General features: G+C 66.4%; 11 protein-coding genes and 1 pseudogene. 8 read left to right on the forward strand and 4 right to left on the reverse strand.

The window, feature by feature from the left end; genetic code table 11:
• Nucleotides 1–51: 51 nt before the first annotated feature.
• Nucleotides 52–1983, forward strand: a complete 1932-nt coding sequence (locus B9A95_RS05505; RefSeq protein WP_170928440.1) for an Ig-like domain-containing protein — start codon at nucleotides 52–54, stop codon at nucleotides 1981–1983.
• Between the two features lie 51 nt (nucleotides 1984–2034).
• On the forward strand, nucleotides 2035–5196 hold the full coding sequence (locus B9A95_RS05510; protein ID WP_084045947.1) for an ATP-binding protein: 3162 nt from the start codon (nucleotides 2035–2037) through the stop codon (nucleotides 5194–5196).
• 917 nt (nucleotides 5197–6113) lie between these two features.
• Here B9A95_RS05510 and B9A95_RS05515 read toward each other — a convergent pair.
• Together B9A95_RS05515 and iscB are read right to left on the reverse strand one after the other, a co-directional pair.
• A complete protein-coding gene (locus B9A95_RS05515) occupies nucleotides 6114–7211 on the reverse strand; it encodes a LacI family DNA-binding transcriptional regulator (RefSeq protein ID WP_084045948.1) in 1098 nt (365 codons plus the stop codon).
• A 69-nt stretch (nucleotides 7212–7280) separates the two neighbouring features.
• A pseudogene (gene iscB / locus B9A95_RS05520) lies at nucleotides 7281–8716 on the reverse strand (RNA-guided endonuclease IscB).
• Between the two features lie 592 nt (nucleotides 8717–9308).
• Here iscB and B9A95_RS05525 point away from each other — a divergent pair.
• From B9A95_RS05525 to galK, 6 genes are all read left to right on the forward strand, one after another.
• Nucleotides 9309–10586, forward strand: coding sequence for an ABC transporter substrate-binding protein (locus B9A95_RS05525; protein WP_084045949.1), 1278 nt, complete (start codon nucleotides 9309–9311; stop codon nucleotides 10584–10586).
• A gap of 62 nt (nucleotides 10587–10648) precedes the next feature.
• A complete protein-coding gene (locus B9A95_RS05530) occupies nucleotides 10649–11545 on the forward strand; it encodes a carbohydrate ABC transporter permease (protein ID WP_084045950.1) in 897 nt (298 codons plus the stop codon).
• Nucleotides 11542–12423: a carbohydrate ABC transporter permease gene (locus B9A95_RS05535; RefSeq protein ID WP_245808151.1), complete on the forward strand. Its 882-nt coding sequence runs from the start codon at nucleotides 11542–11544 to the stop codon at nucleotides 12421–12423. The genes B9A95_RS05530 and B9A95_RS05535 overlap by 4 nt, the downstream gene beginning before the upstream one ends.
• A 92-nt stretch (nucleotides 12424–12515) precedes the next feature.
• Nucleotides 12516–14489, forward strand: coding sequence for a beta-galactosidase (locus B9A95_RS05540; RefSeq protein WP_084045951.1), 1974 nt, complete (start codon nucleotides 12516–12518; stop codon nucleotides 14487–14489).
• 38 nt (nucleotides 14490–14527) lie between these two features.
• Nucleotides 14528–15625: a galactose-1-phosphate uridylyltransferase gene (gene galT / locus B9A95_RS05545; protein WP_084045952.1), complete on the forward strand. Its 1098-nt coding sequence runs from the start codon at nucleotides 14528–14530 to the stop codon at nucleotides 15623–15625.
• Nucleotides 15622–16737, forward strand: a complete 1116-nt coding sequence (gene galK, locus B9A95_RS05550) for a galactokinase (protein WP_084045953.1) — start codon at nucleotides 15622–15624, stop codon at nucleotides 16735–16737. The genes galT and galK overlap by 4 nt, the downstream gene beginning before the upstream one ends.
• A gap of 140 nt (nucleotides 16738–16877) precedes the next feature.
• Here the strand turns inward: galK and B9A95_RS05555 are convergent, their stop codons facing one another.
• A complete protein-coding gene (locus B9A95_RS05555; RefSeq protein WP_342744569.1) occupies nucleotides 16878–17381 on the reverse strand; it encodes a transposase in 504 nt (167 codons plus the stop codon).
• Between the two features lie 337 nt (nucleotides 17382–17718).
• Nucleotides 17719–17844 (reverse strand): hypothetical protein, encoded by a 126-nt coding sequence (locus B9A95_RS36105; RefSeq protein ID WP_281255821.1) that lies wholly within the window; start codon nucleotides 17842–17844, stop codon nucleotides 17719–17721.
• Between the last annotated feature and the right edge of the window lie 374 nt (nucleotides 17845–18218).

Genomic DNA, 18218 nt, shown 5'->3' on the forward strand with positions numbered 1-18218 from the left:
TTCGTGGGCACACTTTCCTCGTCATTCCAATCGATGACACAGGAGGAAGGTATGAGCGTGAAGAATCGGTCCCTGGGTCTCCTTGCCCTGCTGTTCGGCCTCGCCGCTTGCGGCGGCTCGCCCATGCCCGCGCCCGGCCCTGGTCCGGGACCGGGGCCGGGGCCCTCGCCGACCGTCTCGCGCATCGTTCTCGCGCAAGACGACGTGTTGCTCGAGAACGTCGGTGTGAGCGAGCGCCTTTCGGCGCGCCTGCTCGACGCGCAAGGCCGTGAGGTGACGGGCGCCGTGACATGGCAAGTCGAGAAGGGGGCCGTGGCGAGCGTCGCGGCGGACGGTACGGTCACCGGCCGCTCGGTCGGCAGCACGATCGTGAGGGCGACCGCGAATGGCCTGACCTCCGCGCCGATCGTCGTGGCCGTCGCGGACCTGAAAGACAGCGTCACGCGGGTGCCGAACGAGCGCGTCGTGTCGCCGCCCGTGTTCGCTTCCGGAGCGGCGCCGTTCCAGCTCGGCTCGCGCTACACGGTCGTGATGCGCGACGTCTCGCCGACGGCCGGCCGGCTGTGGTTCAGCAAGGCCGCCGACGGCACTCCCATTCAGGGTCAGGTCGTGTCGAGCCGTCCCGTCGCGAACGGTGTGGAAGTGACGCTCGAGGTGGTGCCGCTCGGCGACGTCTTCGACAAGCTCGTGGTGAACGAGAGCTTCGAACTTTCGAGCGAGGACGTTACCATTCCCGAAGCGACGGCCGCCCACTTTGGCGTGCAGCGACAGTCGAATGGAGACCTGGTGCTCACGCCGAACAAGGCGCCGAGCGGCGACAAGGTCGGGGCGCTCGCGTTCAACGCCGGACCGTTTCGCTGCACCGGTTCGGACATTGAGGGCAAGATCTTGCTCGGATCGCCCTCGTTCCGGTTCAACTTCGGCCGTCCGAAGGTCGAGGTGGAAGTCGTGATCGACTCGAACTTCATCGACGGACAGAACACGAGCAAAGCGCGCTTTTTGTTCACCGCCAATCCCAGCCTGCGCATGAGCAGCGGCAACCATACCCTCGTCGCCGACCTCAACAACGTGGAAGTCAAGTGCAAGCTGCGCGAAGGCTTCGAGCAGGCCGTTCCAACCGGGATTCCTTTGGTGAACCTCGAAGCCAACCTCATTCCGGGCATCGAACTCGGCGGTTCGTACGGGGCGGGTCGCCGCTCGTTCGAGGCGCGCCTCTACGCCTCCGCGAACGTCCGTTTCGGCTTCGACTGCCGGGCGTCCACGGGGTCGTGCCAGAACCTCTCCACGGGTGTCAATGGCACAGTCCAGGGCAACGTCATCCTGGGCGAGACGGGCACGCTCGGTGAGAACATCCGCGACCTCAAGATCGGCGTGTTCGGTGACGTCAAGATCACCGGCACCGCTCCCCTCGTCGGTGACATCGACCTCGGCTCGATGCGTGAGGGCTACCTCATGGAGTACGACCTCGCCCCGCTCGCCAACCAAATTGCCGACAATAACCCGGCAGGATACACGTTGCGCCACTATCAGGTCATCGATCCGTTCACCTCCATGCGCAACCTTGTGTCCTTCCTGCTGGGGTCGGGGGTGACGCTCCCGTTGCCGACAATTGACCGAGAAATTCGCGCGATCGAATCGCCAGTCATCACCTCAGCCACGCGAACGGGCAACACCGTGCGCGTCTCACTCGATCCGGACCGCAACAGCTTTTTCAGCACCGTGATTCCGAATCTTGAGCTCTTGCCCGCGTTTCCGCTGCTGTACAACGTCAAGGAAGTGCGCCTCTTGAGCGTGCGCGAGCTCAACATCGGGGGCCGAACGACCCAATCGGTGACCCAGCTCGCCAGCATGAACGTGCCCCTTGGCGCGACGGGCGTCAACGTCAATGTGCCTGCCGACGCGCCGACGCTCGGTCGCCTCTACGTCACGGTCGTCCCGGTCGTGATGGACACCCTGCCCCTCGGCGGACGCTTCGTTCCGTAGCGTTTCGGAGGCCCCTCACGAAATAGGGGGTTTTTTCTCATATTCTGAGGCGTGGCCCTGCTGCGCCTCCTTGACGTGCCGCACCTCGAAACGGGGTCGGGGCGCGCCGAGTTGCCGCCGCACAAGCCCGTGTGGCTGCTGATTCGGCTTGCGTACGAGCAGACCTGGATGACGAGACAGGAACTCGCCACCTTATTTTGGCCTGATGACGACGAGGCGGGCGCGCGGCATAACTTGCGCCTCCTCATCGCCCGCGCCAAAAAGCTGCCGTGGGCGGGGGCGCTCGAAGTCGAGGGGACCCGACTGCGGTTCTCGGTGGACACCGACGTGCGGCGTTTTCGCGCGGCGCACGCGGGCGAGTGCTGGGAAGAAGCCATCGCCTTGTACCGCCGCGACTTTCTGAGCGGCGTGACGTGGCGAGACGCGCCCGAAGTCGAGGGGTGGGCCGCGTTCGAGCGCGCCGCCCTCGCTGACGCGTGGCGACACGCGGTGCGCGTGCACGCCGCCGCGCTGTCGGCGAGCGGCGATCCAGTGCGGGCCGCCTCGCTCCTGCTCGAGCTGTGGCGCGCCGATCCGCTCGCCGAGGACGTGTTGCAAGCTTATCTGCGCGCCGCCCTCGCGTGCGGAGCGCGCGACGCGGCCCTTCGCGCGGGCGCGACATTTCGCGAATTGCTCGCGCGCGAGCTGAACCTCGCCCCGATGCGCGAGACGCTCGAACTCGAACAGCTGCTGCGGGACGCGGGGCCAGTGCCGGTCGCGGCGCCCCCACACGTGGAGCGCCCGGCGCTTCGGGGCGACCTCATCGGCCGCGAGGACGAACGCTTCACGCTTCAGCGTGCCTCGCTCGCCCTCATCGGCGGAGAGCCGGGCGTCGGCAAAACCCGGCTTTTGCAAGAACTCGTTCCCGACACGCGGCTCGGTGCCTCACCCTCGGCGGTGTGGTGGCGGTGCTCGGAAGGCCTCGGTGGCATTCCCTATCATCCGGTCCTGACCGCCCTGCGAGACCGCCCGGAAGCGCTGCAACCCGGCGGCGAACTCGGACCGTACCGCGACGACCTCGCCCACCTGCTGCCGGATCTCCTGGGCCGTCCGCCCGCCGCCGATCCCGTGACGCTGCGTCCCCGCCTGCTCGAGGCCCTGTCGCGGGCGACCGAGGTAGGCACCCACACCCTGGTGATCGACGATGCCCAGTGGGCCGATTCCGCGACGCTTGAACTCGCGACGGTCCTGGCGTGCCGCGGGCGCCTGCGCGTGTTTGTCGCGTACCGCGCGTCGGAGGTGAGCGCCGACCTCGCGCCGACGTTGCGGGCCCTACGCGAACAGGGCGCGCTGGACTTGCGCCTCGGTCCCTTGTCGCGCGAGGAAGTGCGCGGACTCGTCGGCGCGCTCATCGGGACGCCGGACGGGCCGCCGTTGTTCAGCGCGTGGTTGCACCGCAAGTCAGGCGGCAACGCCTTGTTCGCGCTCGAAACCTTGCGCGCGCTCTTCGAGGCGGGCACCCTGCGCGCCGACGCCGACGGTTGGCACACCTCCCTCGACGACGTTACGAGCGATTACTCCGAACTCGACGTGCCGCCGCGCATCGCTGCCCTCGTCGAGCGCCGCCTCTCTCGCCTCTCGGAAGCCGCCCGGCGCGCGCTTGACACGCTGAGCGTGGCGCAAGACGACTTCACGCCGCGCCTCGCCTCGCGCGTGTGTGGTCTGTCCGAGTGGGGAATCGTGGCCGCGCTCGAAGAGGCGCGGCGCGCGCACCTGCTGACCGAGACGAGGTTTTCGCACGATCTCGTGCGCCAGAGCGTGTACGAGGCCCTCTCGCCCGAGCGGCGCGCGTTGCTGCACAAGTCCCTCGCGCAAGGCGGCGAGCGGCTCGCACCCGCCGTGCTCGCTCGGCACCTTCTCGCGGCAGGCGAGCCGGAAGCCGCGTTGCCTCACCTGCTGGAGGCTGCCGACGCGGCGACCGCGCGGGCGGACCTCACTGGTGCGGCCCGCTGGCTGCGCGAGGCGAGGCGCCACGCCGCGCCCGGCAGCCTCGCCGCCTTGCGCGTGAGCGTGATGCTCGGCGACCTCTTGTTATGGCAAGGCAGCGCCGAGGGCCGCGCCGAACTCAACGCGGCCCTCGGCGAACTTCGCGCTCACCCTGACCCGGCGGCGAGAGAGCTCACCGCCCACGCCCTCGCCGCCCTGTCCGAAATCGAGTTGTACGGCGGCGACTTCGAGCGCGCCAGTGCCTACGCCGACGCTGCCCTGCGCCTCGGCGCCGGGTCGGGCGTGGTGAGCACGCCGATCGTGCGGCGCGCGCTCGAGAGCGCCGTGACCGTCGCAATGCGCCGCGGCGACGTCGAGGCGGCGCGCCGTCACCTCGATGAGGGCGCGCGCCTGGTGTCGAACGATCCTGACCTGGACGCGACCGCCGCCGAACTCGCGTTTTACGTGGGCGATCTGCGGCGCTCGCGCGCGATGTTCGAGGAGCTGCTCACACGCGTGCCCGGTCACGCGCGCGTGCGCACGCTTGAAAATGATCTCGGCTTTGTGTGTCTCAACCTCGGCGATTTGGTGGCTGCCGAGCGCTGGCTTCGGCGCTCGCTCGAAACTTACGCGGGCGTGCCGCATCCCGAGGCCTTGTCGCGGTCGAACCTCGGGCTCGTCTTCTTGATGATGGGCCGCCTTGATGAGGCTTGGGCGGAACTGCAACTCGCCGAGAACCTCGCACGAGGCGGCGAGTTCGGCACGTTTCTCGCCGACGTGCGCCACCGACAAGCGGGGGTTCGTCTCGCGCGCAGGGAATTCGAGGCGGCGCGCGCATTGTGCCGCGAAGCCGCCTCGCTCATGCGCGGCGTCGGCGATCCCGTGCGACTCACGTGGATCCTCGCGGGATCGTGTGGCGTCGAGATTTTCGCGGGTGATAACGCGGCGGCCCGGCGATTCGCGGCCGAGGCGCGCGCCGCCTTCGAGGCTCGGCCCCACCCGGTCGGCGAGGCCCTCGTGCGTCTCGCCGAACTCGAACTCGCTGCCGCGGCCGGTCAAGACGTTGAGCGTCCGGCCCGCGAACTGCTGGAGTTCGCGGGCCGGACGGGCCTCGAAGAGTACGTCATCCGGGCTTTGCTGCGACTCGGCCGCCTCGACGAGGCTCACGAGCGCGCCGACCGCCTGGGCTTTTGGCCGCTCGCCCGGCTCAGCAAGGAACTTTCGACATGCTCGCCCGCCATGCCTTGAAGACGCTGCCCCGCTCAACGTCACACGGAGTTGAAGGGAACGTCGCTGTCCGTGCTGTAGGAGACGCTCATCATCCTGGGCCTGCCTGACCTCCGGACCGGAAGCATTCAGGGCGGGGTTCACGCCGGGTGATACGAAAGAATAATGATTCTCACTCATATTTTTATGAGAGTCATATCTATTTAATTCCTCCCAGGCGTGATCTATATCCTCACCGTACATCTAGCCATATACAGGAATCACTTTGGTTCCGTATGAGGCGTAATGGAGGCGGCTGGCGTCCTCTGGGTGGACGCCAGCAGGTCAGCGTGAGGCGGGTCCGAATCACGCCCAGGCGTGGGACCTCGAAGAGCTGGAGGAGACTGTGAGGGAAGCGGTGACACTGGCCTTCGACCTCTATGGGGATGACGGACAGGGGGTGTACATCCAGGAGGTGTACCGACGTGGTGGTGCGGAAGACCTGGCCGTGTGGTCCGGTCTCCCACGAGCGAAAATCACTGGGTGCCTCGGAGGACGGTCTCTCAAGACCGGAGCGCGTGGAACGCCCACTTCACGCCAACCCTGCTCCTCTGAGGCGCGAGCATCGCGATCTCGTGTTGGGAAAGACGCTCGCTGATCGGCACCTCCATTCGCCGGTTCCAGTTCGCGGGGCGAGAGGGTCTGGAGGTCCTGCAGGGCCGGGGCGCGCGCCTTCCCCGCCTTCGTTCGCCCGACGGTCACAGCGATCAACGCCACCAGCAAGAGGACGAGCAAGGCCACCCACAACTCGGTGTTGGTGGCCTACCCCACAGGCCACCCACTTGAGTTCACTCCACCGTGGAGTAAAGGGGCCGCCCAAGAGCAGGAGCGGGAAGGCCCGCTCCACGACAACTGGAGTCGGTCCGGGTGATTCCTCACCCGCCTCTGGTCTCCACGCCCTACGTTTTGGGGGAAGGCGAGGTCCTCAACTGCTCGCTGAGCTGGCGAACGGCGTTCATCAGGTCCTGGAACTGGACCATCTGGCTGTACGGCGGCGCCGTGCTACTGCGCTCGATCAGCTCGGGCGTCGTCATGGTCGGCTGGGGAGGAGCTTTGCCTTCCAGCAGCTGCACGAGGTGGTGAAAGGCGCGCTGCCCGAGGTTGGGGAAGTCCTGCCGGATGGTGGTCAGCGGTGGAATCAGCATCGCGCTCTCGGCGGTGTCGTCGAAACCGACCACGGACACGTCGCGCGGCACGTTCAGGCCCCGCTCCCATAGGGCGCGCAGGACCCCCACGGCCATCTGGTCGTTGGCGATCAGGAGGCCGGTAAATTCCGTGCCCGACCCCAACAGGGTGGTGGCTGCCTCATAGCCACTGCGGGCGCTCCAGTCGCCATGGGCGGTGGCGACGGGCTTCAGACCCCGCGCCGCGAGGGCGTCGAGCCAGCCCTGACTGCGCGAGTGCTCGGCCTCAGCCGGCTGCGGCTCGCAGACCAGGGCGATGCGCGTGTGCCCCAGGTTCAGGAGGTGCTCCGCACCCAGCTGCGCCCCCGCGTACTGGTCAAGCAGGGCGGCGTGAACCTCCACGCCTGCCGGAGCGTCCAGAAAGACGCAGGGCACATCGCCGCAGCCCTCCAGCAGGCTCAGCATGTCACGGCTGTTGAGGGAGGCGTTGACCAGGACGCCGTCCACGTGCCGCTCCCTCAGCGCCCGGACCGCGCCCTCCACGGCGGGCAGGCCGTAATCATGAACGATGGAGACGATCAGGCTGTAGCCGTGCTCGCGCGCCGCCCGCTCGATACCTGAGGCGAGCTGCGACGGCGCGTGCAGCGAGATGTCGTTGGTGGCAAAGCCGATGGTGTGCGTGCGGTGACGGGCCAGCCCCTGCGCCAAACGGTTCGGCACGTAGCCGAGCTCCCGAATGGCCGCCTCCACCTTCTCGCGGGTCTTGAGGGAAATATGCGCGTAGTTGTTGACCACCCGCGACACGGTGATGTGCGACACGCCCGCCAGGCGGGCCACGTCTTCCAGGGTGGCAGGTTTGCGCGTACTGCTCATAGAGACCTCCAGGAGACCACGTGCTTCAGCGGGGGGAGGAATGGAGACGGCGCCGCAGGCGGGGACGCCTTACGCATAGCTGTAGCCGTCCTGACGTTGGATCGTCGAGAAGAAGCGGTGGTTGATGCCATCTTTCTTCCCGTCCTTTGTGGCGAGAGCGAACGACCCCTTGGCGCGGACAGAGACGCGCCCCGTGTGGTGCCCTGCGTTCTTGCCGCTCGGTACATCAGCGCGCACCATGTCGCCCGTCTGGAAGCCGAAAAAAACCTTCTGCCTTGTGCGCCATTTGTTCGGGAAGCCGTGTTCGTCGGTCTTGCACGCCTGCCGGTTGCCACGCCCCATGCACTTGATCTGGAATGGCTTGAGGATGGGTAGGCGGAGTCTTTCGCCTGATTCGCCGACACAGGCGGCGTCAATCCAGTGGTTCTTGGAGAAACCTTGGTGAGTGCGGTTGAACTTGGTTCGTCCACCCGTGCCGACTTCGACGGGGAAGCCGGAAACCTTGAGGGTTTCGTAGAGCTTCCAACGCGTCGCGTTCACGGCAGCCGCATCCCGTAGAGGCGCTTTGGCCTGTCCGAGAATGCGCTTCAGCAAATCTGGCTTTTTCGCCAGGAACTGCTCGACAGGCTTTGAGCCTTTCTTCTGGTTGCACGGCACGCAGGCCAACGTCAGGTTGCTGACCCGGTCAGAGCCACCCTTGCTGCGGGGCTGAATACGTTCGACTTCAAGCGGCACGTCCTTCTCTCTGCAGTAAGCGCACTGATGGCCCCACTTGTGGAGCAGATAGCCCTTGACTTCGTAGCCATGCAGGGTGCCCTGTTGGTACTCGGTGCCCTGAATCTCGGGGTTCTCCATCGTCTGCATGTCAAATCGGACCCGTTCTATGCTGATCTGGTCAGCCGGGGTCCATTTGGCGAGCCGCGTGACCCAGGGATCAACCGTGAAGACCCGGTGCATCAAGGACGGGGCCAGCCAACCTTTGGGCTTGGTTCTGTTCAGGAAGCGGGCCTTCCGGTAGCGGGTTTTGCGGCTCCGGCGGGAGGACCGTAAGCTCCGACGCGCTTCCGGCTTCATCTTGATGGCGAGCCCCCGGTGGGTGAGGTTCGCACCCCACAGCACCTTCTTGCCCCTCTTGAAGTCGCCCACCAGCGCGATCCCCGTGGTCTTACTGCCGGGGTCAATCTTGATCTGGATGGGGGCTGCGTCTCGCCTCCTTCGCGCGCCTTGAGAATGATCGTGAACGGATACCGCCTGAACACGGCGGCCTTCTTTTCGTGCAGCAACTCCCTGGCGCGTGCCGGGTGGCACGGCATCAGGGGTTGCCGGTTGGTGTTGAGCACCAGAACGCGTTGTGAATCGGGCATGACTTTCCTCGTACTTCTCTCCGCTTGCGCGGGTAACGTTCGCCTGGAAGGGAATTGAAGTGTCGGTTCGTCACAAAACGGAGGCTGCTTCCCAACAACTTTGTTCGTCTTGCACCACAGAGCGACAAACTGGCGAGGCATTCGTAGGTGTGCAACTTCAAATCGGCTGCCCGATTGGGGCCTTCGGGTAACTCAGGCACGAGCCTCGCGGTCAATGCCTCAGTCTTTCGACCGGGGATGAGTTACAGAAACCTCAGAGGTGGTGAGAGGAACGAACCCGGAACGTATTCTCTCCTTTTTTGACAGCGAGAACAATCCACGCCCTTCCGGGGTGCATCCAGCAGAGACAGGCCTGCATCAATGTTAGCGCCAACAGCAGAGCCGTCATGCTTGGGGACCCACGAGGGAAAGCTCACGATGTCCCCCGTGCTGCCCGCAGGTGAAGTTTAATTCCCTGCCAGAGGAAGGAAGTTGCAGGGCATCCCCCTCCGGTACTCCTGCCCGGTCCAGTCCTCCTCGCCCTCTATTGTTTAAAAGTCACAATTGTTAGCCCTAACAAGAAATACCTTTTGAACACATCCGAATGCCTCCGAGAAGCCCGCTTCTCCCCGCTTGCCCATCACCGTTCAGGCCACCCGTGGTCCTGAAGGTCCGCCTCCTCCTGCCTGGGAATCCCCTTCCCCGGCGGCCTGCGTCCGCTTCCGCCCACGTCCCCCTTCCGAGGAGAACCCTGATGAAACCCACCCTGCTCGCGCTTGCCCTCGCCCTGACCGCCAGCGCATCCGCTCAAAACGCCTCCCTCAAAGGCGAAGTGACCGTCTGGAGCTGGAATGTCGCCGCCAAGGCCCTCCAGTCCGTCGTTCCAGCCTTCAACAAGCAGTACCCGGGCGTGAAGGTGAACGTCGTGGACCTCGGTCACGACGCCGTGTTCGAGCGTGGCCTCTCCGGATGCGCCGCCGGGGGGGCGGACCTGCCCGACATCTACACCCTGGAAAACCAGGTGGCGGAGATGTTCTGGTCACGCTTTCCGGGCTGCTTTACCGATCTGAACACGTTGGGGGCCGACCGGCTGGCGAAGAACTTCGCGGCCTTCAAGTGGACCGAGTTGATGGCGGACGGCAAGCGCTACGCGATGCCCTGGGACACCGGCCCCGTGGTCGTGTTCTACCGCCGGGACCTGTACAAACAGGCTGGAATCGACCCCGCGAAAATTCAGACCTGGGACGACTTCATCTCGGCGGGCAAGCAGATGAACACCAGGCTCGGCGGCAAGGTCAAGCTCGCGACGACGGGCGCGGGCGTCGACGACGACTGGTTCCGCAGCCTCGCCATCCAGAACGGCTGTAACTTCTTCAGCGCGTCGGGACCGGTCAAGGTCACGGTCAATCAGCCCGGATGTGTGCAGGCGCTGGACGTGATCAAGCGGATGTACGACTCTGGCATCGCCACCCAGGCCGACTGGAACGCCGCCATCACGCAGTTCAAGGCGGGCAAGGTCGCCAGCTTCCTGTACGGCGGCTGGTACGAGGGAATCGTCCGGACCAACGCGCCGGACCAGAAGGGCCTGTGGGGCGTCTACACCATGCCGGCCTTCAAGAAGGGCGGCGCGCGGGCGTCGAACAGTGGCGGCAGCGCGCTCGCCATTCCGGCGGGCAGCAAGAACAAGGCGGCGGCCTTCGCCTTCATGCAGTTCGCCCTCGCGCGTCCCAGCAGTCAAGTGACCATGATGAAGTCGGCGGGGCTGCTGCCCAGCTCCCCGGCCGCCGCGCGTGACCCGTATGTCAACCAAAAGCAGGAATTCTGGGGCAACCAGGCGATCTGGAAGACCGTGCTCGGCACCCTGCCGGGCATCCCCGCCTACCGCAGCACGCCCTACTGGTCCGACGCGCACAACATCATGATCGTGGTCATGAGCGACTACGTGAAGGGCAAGTACAAGACCGCCCAGGCCGCGCTCGACGACGCCGCGAAAAAGATCTCGGCGGCCACAGGCGTACCCACCGCCCAGTAATTCAGCCGCAAGATGGGGGCGCGCCTTGCCCGGCCCCCATCTTGCGTTCCCCCGGAGGTGCCATGACCACCACGCCGCTGCCCCCACCTGCGCGCCGCCGCAGGCCCCTCAACCCCTCGCCCTACCTCTTCCTGCTTCCGTACCTCCTCATCTTCGCGGTGTTCTGGGCCTGGCCCATCATCTCTTCGTTCCTGATGTCGTTCCGCGACAACCGTCTGGGGGCGGGCACCGGCCTGAGTGCGTCGAACTGGCAGCGCGTGTTCGGGGACGAATTTTTCTACACCGCGCTCAAGAACACCGTGCTGATCCTGGTGGTGCAGGTGCCACTGATGCTCGCAGCGGCCACGGGCCTCGCGGTGGCGCTGAACAGCAGGATGCTGCGGGCAAAGGGGCTGTTCCGCTTCGCCTTTTTCGCGCCGCTGGTGGTGGGCACGGTGCCCTACTCGGCCATCTTCAAGCTGCTGTTCAACAGTGACTTTGGCGCCGTGAACCACGGGCTGAGTGCCGTCGGGCTGCCGCGTGTGGACTGGTTCAACCAGCCCGCCTCGGCGATGGCCGTGATCGTGCTGGCGCTGCTGTGGCGCTGGACGGGCTACAACGCGATCATCCTGCTGGCCGGACTTCAGAGCATCCGTGAGGACGTGTACGAGGCCGCTTCCATCGAGGGGGCGACCGCGTGGCAGCAGTTCCGGTACATCACGCTGCCGCTCCTCCGGCCCACACTGCTGTTCACCATGATCCTGTCGGTGATCGGTACGCTGACCCTCTTTACCGAGCCGCAGCTCATCACCGCCGGGGGACCCGGCAACGCCACCATGACGCTGGGCACCTACCTGTACCAGCAGGGCTTCCGGTCCTTCAACTTCGGGTACGCCAGCGCCCTCGCTTACACCGTCGCCGTGCTCGCCGCCGCCTTCAGCTTCCTGCAACTGCGCCTGTTCGGCCGGGAGAACACGTGATCCGTGCGGCCCCCGAGAAGAGCTACCACGCCCCGGGCATCCGTCTTCAAGGCCTCGGAAAGCCGCTGCGCCGCGTGCTCCTTCACGCCCTGCTCGTGCCCCTGGCGCTGCTGTTCCTCGCGCCGCTGTACCTGATGCTGGTGTTCAGCACGCATGACCAGAGCGTCCTCTTTGGGCCCACCTCGCCGCTGACTTTCGGGCGGCACTTCCTCGACAACTTCCGGGAACTCCAGGCACAGACCAACTACCTGCGCAACCTCTGGAACAGCGTGGCGATCAGCGTGCTGTACACCGCCTTTTCGATGCTCATCACGAGCATGGGCGGCTACGCCTTCGCCAAGTACCGTTTTCGTGGGAGCAAGTGGCTGTTCGGCCTGATTTTCGCCACGCTGACCATCCCCACCTTCGTGACCATCATTCCGCAATTCGTGATGGTGGCCCGCGAGATGCACCTCACCAACACCTACTGGGCGGTGATCCTGCCCTCACTGGCGAACACGCTGGGGCTGTTCTACATGCGCCAGGCGTTCCAGGCGGTGCCGGACGATCTGCTGAACGCCGCACGCATCGACGGGGCGGGCGACTTCCGCACCTTCTGGCAGATCGCGCTGCCCGTGGTCCGGCCCTCACTGGCGGCGCTCGGCATCGTGCTGTTCCTGTCGAGCTGGAACGACTACCTGTGGCCGCTGATCGTGCTGGGCAGCAAGGACGCGCAGACCATGCCGGTGGCGCTCGGCTCGCTCGTCGGCCTGACGAGTACCGCCTGGGGAGCCATCATGGTGGGAACCGTCATCGCCACCGTGCCCTTCCTGATCGTTTTTATGCTGCTGCAGCGCCACTTTATCGCTGGCATCGCGGGCGGCTCCATCAAGGACTGAATGCCGCAAAGTGGGGTGTGGGAGAAGCGGCCCCACGCCCCACTGTTTCTGACCGCTGCGTTATCGCCCACCCATCACGCTACGAGGTTTCCATGATCCAGAATGCCCACTTGGCCCTTGGGGTCTGCGACTATCCTGAACACGTCCCCCGCAACCGGTGGGCCTCCTACGCGGCGCAGCAGCGCGCCCTGGGCCTCTCTTACGTCCGCATCGCCGAATTCGCCTGGAGCCGCATGGAACCGCGCCCCGGGGAGTACGACTGGGCCTGGCTGGACGAGGCCATCGAGGTCTACGCCGCCGCCGGGCTGAACGTGGTGCTGTGTACCCCCACCGCCGCGCCCCCAGCGTGGCTGGTGCAGCAGCACCCCGACATCCTGCCCCACAGTGCAGGCGGTTGCCCCAAACAGTTCGGCGCGCGGCGACACTACGACTTTTGCAGCCCGGTCTTCCGCGAGCACTCCGCGCGTATCACGCGGGTGATGGCCGAGCGGTACGGACAACACCCGGCCGTGGTGGGCTGGCAGACCGACAACGAGTTCGGCTGGGGCGACACCACGCACAGTTACAGCCCGGCGGCGGCAGCCGGATTCCGGGCGTGGCTCCAGGCCCGCTACGGCACCCCAGAAGCGCTGAACGAGGCGTGGGGCAACGTGTTCTGGAGCATGGAGTACACCGACTGGGCACAGATCGGGCTGCCGAACGGCGTGGTGGCCTCGGACCCCAGTCCGTCGCACCTGCTGGACTTCTTCCGCTTTTCCAGCGACATGGTCGTGGAATTTCAGGAAGCGCAGGTGGCGACCTTGCGCGAGTGCTCGCCGGGCCGCTGGGTCACGCACAACTACATGGGCTTTTTCAGCGCCTTTGACCATTACAAAGCCAGCGCGTGTCTGGACTTCGCCAGCTGGGACAGCTACCCCACCGGCACCCTGGAGGCGCTGCACGAGTGGGGCCTGGGAAGCGAAGACCTGGCGGTGAGGTACGCCCGCACCGGGCACCCGGACGTGACGGGCTTCAACCATGATCTGTACCGGGGGGTCACCGGCAGGCCGCTGTGGGTGATGGAGCAGCAGTGCGGGCAGGTGAACTGGGCGCCGTACAACCCGCTGCCCGCAGACGGCGCGGTGCAGCTCTGGACCGCCCAGGCGTGGGCGCACGGAGCGGACGTGGTGAGCTATTTCCGCTGGCGCGCCGCCACCATGGCCCAGGAAGTCATGCACTCCGGCCTGTTGCGCCACGACGAAACCCCCGACCGGGGCCACACCGAAGTTCAGGGCCTGGACCTCAGCCAGTTTCCCGCCGGGGACGTGAACGCCAGGGTCGCCCTCCTCCACGACTACGAGAGCCTCTGGATCTACAACGCGCAGAAGCAGTCGGCCGAAATCAACTATTGGGCGCAGACCTTCCTGTACTACCGCACCCTGCGTTCCTTGGGCGTGGACGTGGACATCGTTCACCCGGACGGGGACCTGTCGGGGTACGCGCTCGTGGTGGCCCCGGCCCTCACGCTCGTCACGCCCGAGCGGGCCGCACATCTCGGGGAAGTCGCCCAGCGCGTCCCTGTGGTGTTCGGGCCCCGCACCGCCTTCCGCACCCCGTCCGGACGAGCGCACGAGGACGGGCAGTTCGGGCCACTGTCCGGGCTGGTGGGCGCGCGGCTGCTCAATTACGACAGTCTGCGGCCTGGAATGGCGCAGCGCCTCACCGGGCTGGACGGCAGCCCCCATGAGGCCGCGCGCTGGGCCGAGGGTTACAGGGTGCAGGACGGCGCGGTCCTCTCCCAGTACATCGGCGGTCCGCTGGACGGCCAGGCAGCGGCGGTGCGGCGCGGCAACGTGACCGTGATCGGCGCGCACAGCGAGGGCCTGGTGCGCGAGGTGCTGACCGCGCTGCTGGAAGGGGTGGGCCTGTCGCCCGTGTTCCTGCCGGAAGGCGTTCGCCTCTCGAAGCGCGGCGACGTGACGCTCGTTCAGAACTGGACTGCCTCACCCATACGGTGGAATGGCCTGGACCTTCCGCCCGTGGGCTTCCAGGTCCTGACGCCCGTGGCCGAGCCGCTGCCCGCCTGACCTGCTTCCCGAATCCTTTCCACGCCAGGAACCCCCACATGACCAACGTTCTGAGCTTTCACCGGCAGCACTGCATCAAGCCTGATGGACGCAGCCTCTGGCTGTATGGCCGCCAGGCGGTGGCCCTACACGGCCCCGTGCCCTCTCCCAGTCCCGATCCCGTTCACGCCACGCCGCAGCTGCGCTGGCACCCGCTGCGGCGGGAGTGGGTGATCTACGCCGCGCACCGGCAAAACCGCACGTTCCTGCCTCCGGACGGCCACAACCCGCTTGCGCCCAGCGTGGACCCCGAGCATCCCACCGAGTTGCCCCAGGGCGAGTACGACGTCGCCGTCTTTCAGAACCGCTTTCCCAGCCTGAGCCTCTCGGCCCCCGGGCCCGCCCCGCTGCCCGGCGCGAATCCCAGCGCCGGAACGGGCGCGTGCGAGGTGGTGGTCTTTACCCAGGACCCCACCCTCAGCCTGCACGGGCTGCCAGCGGAGCACGTCAAGCTCCTCATCGACGTGTGGGCAGACCGCACCTCCGAGCTGGGCGCGCAGGACCGCATTCAGTACGTGCTGCCCTTCGAGAACAGGGGCGTGGAGGTGGGCGTGACCCTGCATCACCCCCACGGGCAGATCTACGCCTATGACCACGTGCCGCCTCTCCAGGCCCGGACGCTGGAAGCGGCCCATGAACATCTTTCCACCCACGGTGAGCCCTGGGCCACCACCTTCCTGCGCGAGGAACTGGAAAGCGGCCTGCGCGTGGTGTCGCAAAACGGGGGCGCGGTGGCGGTCGTTCCGCCCTTCGCGCGTTACACCTACGAGACGTGGCTGCTTCCGAAGCGGTCCGCTGCACGTCTCTCGGACCTCGATGATGACGAGCGCCTGCACCTCGCGGCGCTGCTGAAAGAAACGCTCGCCCGCATGGACGCCCTCTTCGGCGTACGGATGCCGTACCTCATGACGGTCCATCAGGCCCCCACCGACGGCCTGCCCCACGGGGAATGGCCGCTGCACATTGAGCTCTACCCAGCCCTCCGCGCGCCCGGCAAGCTGAAGTACCTGGCCGGAACCGAACTGGGCGCGGGCGTGTTCGCCAACGACGCCCTGCCCGAAATCAAGGCCCAGGAACTGCGCGGGGTGACGCTGTGACGTCCTTCCGTGACGTGTTCGGCAGCGAGGTGGAGGTAACGGCTTCCGCCCCGGGCCGTGTCAACCTGATCGGGGAACACACCGATTACAATGGCGGCTTCGTACTGCCCACCGTGATTCCGCAGCGCACCACCGTGCGCCTGGCCCGCCGGGAGGACGGGCAGGTCCGCGCCCACGCCGCGGACCTGGCGCAGGAGGCGGGGTATCTCCTCGGGCAGGAGGCGCAGACCGGTTCGTGGGTGGATTACCTTGCGGGGATCACGCAGGAGCTGACGCGCGCCGGGATAGCCCTAAGCGGCTTCGACGTGCAGGTGACCTCAAACGTGCCCCGGGGCTCGGGGCTGTCAAGCTCGGCGGCGCTGCTGGTGGCGGCCCTCCGCGGGCTGCGCGAGCTGTTCGCCTTCTCGCTGAACGACGTGGAGTTGGCGCGGCTGGCCCAGCGGGCCGAGAACGGGCTGGTGGGCGCGAACGTGGGCATCATGGACCAGATGGCCTGCTCATTGGCCGCCGAGGGCGAGGCTTTGTTCTTGGACTGCCGCGACCTCACGTTCGGGCGCCTGAAGCTGCCGGAGGACATGGACCTCGCGGTGCTGCATTCGGGTGTGGAACACAACCACGCGGGGGGGGACTACAACACCCGGCGCGCCGAGTGTGAGCGCGCCTGCGCAGCGCTGGGTGTGGCGAGTCTACGCGAGTTGAGCGCGGAGGACCTGCCCCGGATCCATGCCCTACCCGAGCCGCTCGACCGCCGGGCCCGGCATGTGGTCACGGAGAACGCGCGCGTGCTGGAGACGGTGGCTGCGCTGCGGACAGGCGAGCTGGAGCGGGCGGGCGAACTCTTCTCTGCCTCGCACGCCTCCATGCGGGACGACTACGAAGTTTCCATCCCCGAGGTGGACCTCCTCGTGGAATTGGCACAGGGCCGGCCTGACGTGTACGGCGCACGCCTGACGGGAGGCGGCTTTGGTGGCAGCGTCGTGCTGCTGGCCCAACTGGGGCAGGGCGGGGTGGTGGGGGAGGCCATCCGATCGGAGTACGTCCGCCGCACCGGGCAGCCCGCTGTCCTGCTGACGCCGCTGCCTGCCCTGGAGGGGGCCACAGCGCCACAGTAAACAGGGCACAACAAGACGGGAGCACCTTGGGGAGAACCCCAAGGTGCTCCCGTACTTTTGGTGGTTCACGCCCCCGGACGGGCAGACCACCCCCTGCCCATGGCGTTCGTTCTGCCCTGAATCCCCTAGAGCATTTGACATCAGAAGATCTCGGGGAAGGCGTGCGTGAACCAGCCAAAAACGTCTCGTAGCGAAACGGCGTTCAGAGCGTCCCATACCCCCTGAAGCAGAGCGGTCCGGTCTCGCCACTCACGGGCACGGACGAGGGCTTTGACCTTAGAGAACATGCCTTGGGTCGGGTTGAAGTCGGGGCTGTAGGGAGGCAGGAACAGGACCATACAGCCGCGGGCTTCGATGTGCGTCCGAATGGGGGCACGGTGATGTGCCGAGAGATTGTCAAGTACGACGACCTGTCCTGGGGTCAAAGCTGGGAACAGGCTTTCTCGGACGTACCACTCGAAACTCACGCCGTTGACAGCACCGTCCAGGATCAGGGGCGCAAAGGGACCACTCGCCTGCAGCGCGCATACGAGGGTTTGGTTCCGTCCCCAGTTGCGGGGGACGGAAGCGACCGCACGCCGTGTGTGGTGCGCGCGACCATAGCCTCGGGTCATGGCCGTGTGGAAGCCGCTCTCGTAAATCAGCTACTCCAAGACTATGGTCTACCTGGCTGAAACTGCGTCCTACTGGGCTCAAATCAGGGAGGGTACGCGAATTTGCCCTTTCCGCAGACGTCCCAGGGACAGTACGACTTCAAGGCCCTGACACCCGTGGTCCGCGATGCGGGTGGCAGCGGGATCTTCTACTGGGGAGCGTTCTGGTCCCAGAGCCCCAAATGGTTGGTGGCCCCAGACGGGAAGGATGACGACGCTTCTCGGCGTTCCCCCTTTGACGACGGAGGACAGGCCACCAAAGGCCTTGGCGGGCTGAACTGGAACAAGAGGGGAACAAACTGGAGAACACCGTCCGGCTGCACCCTGCTCACGCCGTGTGCCGGCGGCCATCTCCGGACGCTGAGCGGATGACGTCGCCGGAAAGGCGTGTCAGGAAGCGGTGCGCGGTGTCCGGGTCAAGGTGCGGTCCGGCCATCCGCTCCAGTTCGGTCATCGCCTCTTCCCTCGTCCAGGCCGCCTTGTATGGCCGCTGACTTGTCAACGCGTCCTACACGTCCACTCCCGCAAATCCCCTGGCCAGCAGCGGCACCCCACCCATGTGCCGCTCCCTTGCTGCGGCTGGGTGGCGCGCTGCCCACCAGCACTGCCGTCCCGCCGAGGATCGCTCAGCTCAGCGGACAGCGCCGCCAATTGCTCCACACTGACGCCTGGTACGGAGAACGTTTCCGTGACCAGCACGACAACGGAAGAGGTGCTGGAAGTGGCGCTCGCGGACCTGAGCGGCAAGCGCCGCCTCGCTGTGAGCGGCACTCCCGCGGTGGTGACCCCAACGCGGGCCACGGGCGAACACCATCGATGGGGACGCCG

The organism is Deinococcus hopiensis KR-140 (genome assembly GCF_900176165.1).
Classification (GTDB): Bacteria; Deinococcota; Deinococci; order Deinococcales; family Deinococcaceae; genus Deinococcus; species Deinococcus hopiensis.